Annotated in this window: 2 protein-coding genes; one reads left to right on the top strand and one right to left on the bottom strand. The window is 73.5% G+C overall.

The window, feature by feature from the left end; all coding sequences use genetic code 11:
* Positions 1-28 precede the first annotated feature (28 nt).
* On the top strand, positions 29-2,632 hold the full coding sequence (locus tag JHN45_RS50990) for a discoidin domain-containing protein (RefSeq protein ID WP_201056300.1): 2,604 nt from the start codon (positions 29-31) through the stop codon (positions 2,630-2,632).
* Positions 2,633-2,673: 41 nt separating this feature from the next.
* On the opposite strand, the gene JHN45_RS50985 is transcribed toward JHN45_RS50990, so the two are convergent.
* Positions 2,674-3,770 (bottom strand): DEAD/DEAH box helicase (locus JHN45_RS50985; protein WP_201056298.1); only part of this gene is annotated, 1,097 nt, incomplete at its 5' end.

Genomic DNA, 3,770 nt, shown 5'->3' with positions numbered 1-3,770 from the left:
GTCCCTCCCCGCAGCCCATCGTCGAACGGTGACCAAGCCACCCCGTCTGCTGCTCCCGCTCCTCGCCGCCGCCCTGCTGCTCCCGCTGACCCCGGCCTCGGCCGCGCCCCTCCCCCGCGACGACTGCGGGGCGTCCGGCTGGGCGCCCTCGGCCACCCGGATCGACCCGGCCGACACCTACCACCCGTACGTCGGCAACGGTTACCTCGGCACCCGGGTCCCGCCCGTCGGCGCGGGTTACGCGGCGTCCGGCGAGAAGACCGGCTGGCCGCTCTACACACCGCGCTACGACGGCGCGTTCGTCTCCGGCCTCTATGCCCGGGGCCCCGCGAACACCGCGGGCCGCGAGGCCCTCGCCGCCCTCCCGACCTGGACCGGCCTCGATGTGACGGCGGGCGCCGAGACGTACGGCAGCGGCAGCCGGATCACCGGGTACCGCCAGACCCTGGACCTCCGCTGCGGCTACGTCCGTACGTCCCTCACCTGGACGACGAAGGACGGCCGCCGCACCGACCTGGTCTACGACGTCCTCACCTCCCGCGACAGCGAGCACACCGGCGCCGTGCACCTGCGCGTGACCCCGCACTGGGACGGCGAACTCACCCTCACCGACCGCCTCGACGGCCGCGGCGCCCGCCGTGTAACGCCGACGGCGGGCGGCCCGGTCGGCGCGCACACCATCGGCGTCGCGTTCCGCACGGACGGGACCGGGGTCGACGGCGCGCTGGCCTCCGTGCTGGACGCGCCCGGCACTCCCCAACGTGCCGTCCGAAGCAGGAAGTTGAGCGCCAGTCAGACGACCGTCCTGCCGGTCCGCTCCGGTCGTACCTACACCGCGACCAAGTACGTCGGCGTCGACACCACCCTCACCTCGCGCGATCCCCGGGCCGCCGCCCAGGACGCCGCCGGGCGGGCCGCTCGGCGCGGGTGGGACGCGCTGCTCGCCACGCACACCGCCGCGTGGCGGGCGCTGTGGTCGTCCGACATCGAGGTGCCTGGCCATCCGGATCTGCAACTCTGGGCCCGTTCCGCCCAGTACGGGCTGCTGTCCGCGCTGCGCCCCGGCGCCCGGAACAGCATCGCGCCCGCCGGTCTGACCAGCGACAACTACGCGGGCATGATCTTCTGGGACGCCGAGACCTGGATGTTCCCGTCGCTGCTCACCACCCACCCCGACCTCGCCCGCCCGGTCCTCGACTACCGCTTCCGCACCCGCGCGGCCGCCGCCGAGAACGCGGCGAAGACCGCGGTGAAGGGCCTGTTCTTCCCGTGGACCAGCGCGAGCCACGGTCTGCTGTGGAACGAGTGCCAGAGCTGGCAGCCCCCGCACTGCCTCACCCAGAACCACCTCCAGGGCGACATCGCCCTCGCCGCCCGCCAGTACTACCTCGCCACCGGCGACCGCGCCTGGCTCCGCACCGAGGGCTGGCCACTCCTCAACGGCCTTGCCCAGTACTGGACTTCACGGGTCACGAAGAACACCGACGGCTCCTACTCCATCAAGGAGGTCGCGGGCCCGGACGAGTACAGCAACGGCGTGAACGACGCCGTCTACACCAACGCCGTCGCCGCCACCGCCCTCCGCGCCGCCACCGACGCGGCCCGCACCCTGGGCCGGCCCGCCCCCGCCGACTGGCTCACCATCGCCAACCACCTCCGCATCCCCTACGACCCGAAACGCAAGATCTTCCTCCAGTACGACGGCTACGACGGCTCGGGGATCAAGCAGGCCGACACCGTGCTGCTGGTCTACCCGCTGGAGTGGCCGATGCCGGCCGGTGCCGGGGCTTCCACCCTCGACTACTACGCCCAGCGCACCGATCCGGACGGCCCCGCCATGACCGACGCCGTCCACGCGATCGACGCGGCGGCCGTCGGCGAACCCGGCTGTGCCGCGTACACCTACCTCCGGCGGGCCTACCAGCCGTTCGCCCGCGGCCCGTTCGCCCTCTTCTCGGAGTCGCGCGGCGACAAGGCCGGTGCGTCCGACCCGCTCGCCGGCTCCCCCGCGCAGGACTTCCTCACCGGCAAGGGCGGCTACCTCCAGGTCTTCACCCACGGCCTGACCGGCCTCCGGCTGCGCCCCGACACCCTCCACCTGGACCCGAGCCTGCCGCCCCAACTCGCCGACGGGGTACGCCTGTCGGGCCTGCGCTGGCGCGGTCGTACGTACGACATCGCGATCGGTGCGAGGACGACGACCGTACGGCTGCGCTCCGGGGCGCCCTTCGTGCTGGACACCCCCGAGGGCCGCCGCACCCTCTCCGGCACGGTCACCCTGAAGACCCGGCGCCCCGACCTCACCCCGACCACCGACCTGGCCCGCTGCCGCCCCGCGACGGCGACCTCCTCGGAGTCCGGCCGCTACCCGGAGGCCGCCGTGGACGGCAGCCCCGCGACCGCCTGGTCCCCGGGCGCCGACCGCGCCTCGCTCACCGTCGACCTGGGCCGCCCGGTACGGCTCGGGACGGTCCGGCCCACGTGGACGAAGCGCCCCGGGTCTTACACGGTCGAGGTCTCGGCGGACGGCCGCGCATGGCACGCCCCGAACGGGACGCCCGCCCGGTACGTCCGTGTCACCGTGCGCGGCGGCACGGGTGCCGCACTTGCCGAGCTCGACGTGCGCTCGTGAGGCCGAGTGCCCGTGACGGCCAACTGACCTGACAGGCAAGGTCAGTTGGCCTCGGCCGCCAGCCGTTGCTGTTCCTCCTCGACGATGCGGCGGGCCAGGGTGGCGTCCGATATGTCGACCGCGTCCGGCGTGGCGTCCGCGAGGTCGCTGCGGCGGGCGAACCGGTCGAAGAGGCGGTCCTTGTTCTTGAGGATGGTCAGGAGCCGGTCGTCCACGCTGTCGGTGGCGAGCATGCGGTGCACCTGGACCGTGCGTATCTGGCCCATGCGGTGGACGCGGGCCACGGCCTGGTGCTCCACCGTCGGCTTGACCTGGGGTTCGCAGAGGATGACCAGGGAGGCGGCCTGGAGGTTGAGGCCGACCCCGCCCGCGCTGATCTGGGCGAGCAGCACGGCGTGCCCCCCGGCCTGGGTGAAGTCGTCGACCAGTTGCTGCCGGCGGAGGGCCGGGACGCTCCCGGAGATCGTCCCGGTCACCCGCGTGCCGGGCCCGTCCAGTGCGCTGCGGACCGTGGTCAGCACATCCCGGAAGTAGGAGAAGACCACCACCTTCACGCCGTTCTCCGCGGCCTCGGCGACCAGTTCCCGCAGGCGCTGGAGCTTCGCCGACTTCTCGGCGTCGGCGTAGGCCGCCCGGCGCATCGCCATGAAGTTCCCGGCGCCGACCGCGCGGTCGTAGGCCTCGCGGTCGGCGGCGCCGAGCTCCACCCACTCGTCGACCTCGACCAGGGCGGGCAGTTCGGTGAGGACGTCCACCTGGTTGCGGCGGAGGTAGGCGGGGGCGACGGACTTGCGGAAGGCCTGCGGTCCGGCAGCCGCCGTGCCGTTGCGGACCGTCGGCAGCAGTTCGGGGCGCAGGTGGCGGACGAGGGTGCGGAACTCGTCGACGTGGTTCTCCATGGGCGTGCCCGTCAGGAAGAGCACGCGGTCGCAGCGCTCGGTCCACAGGGCGACCGACTTGGTGCGGCGGGTGTCCGGGTTCTTCACGTAGTGGGCCTCGTCCACGACGAGCATCCCCGGGGTGGGGCCGGGCGGGGCCTCGCCCTTGGGCTGCCGGCGCGTCGGTTTCCGGCTCTCCGGCTTCCGGCTCTCCGGCGTCGGCAGGGTGTGCAGCGTGTCGAAGGTCGTGACCGCGACTC

This window comes from Streptomyces sp. MBT53 (genome assembly GCF_016654115.1).
In the GTDB taxonomy this organism is placed as follows: Bacteria; Actinomycetota; Actinomycetes; order Streptomycetales; family Streptomycetaceae; genus Streptomyces.
The sequence above is the reverse complement of the archived record's forward strand: the minus strand, read 5'-3'. Positions and strand labels throughout refer to the sequence as shown.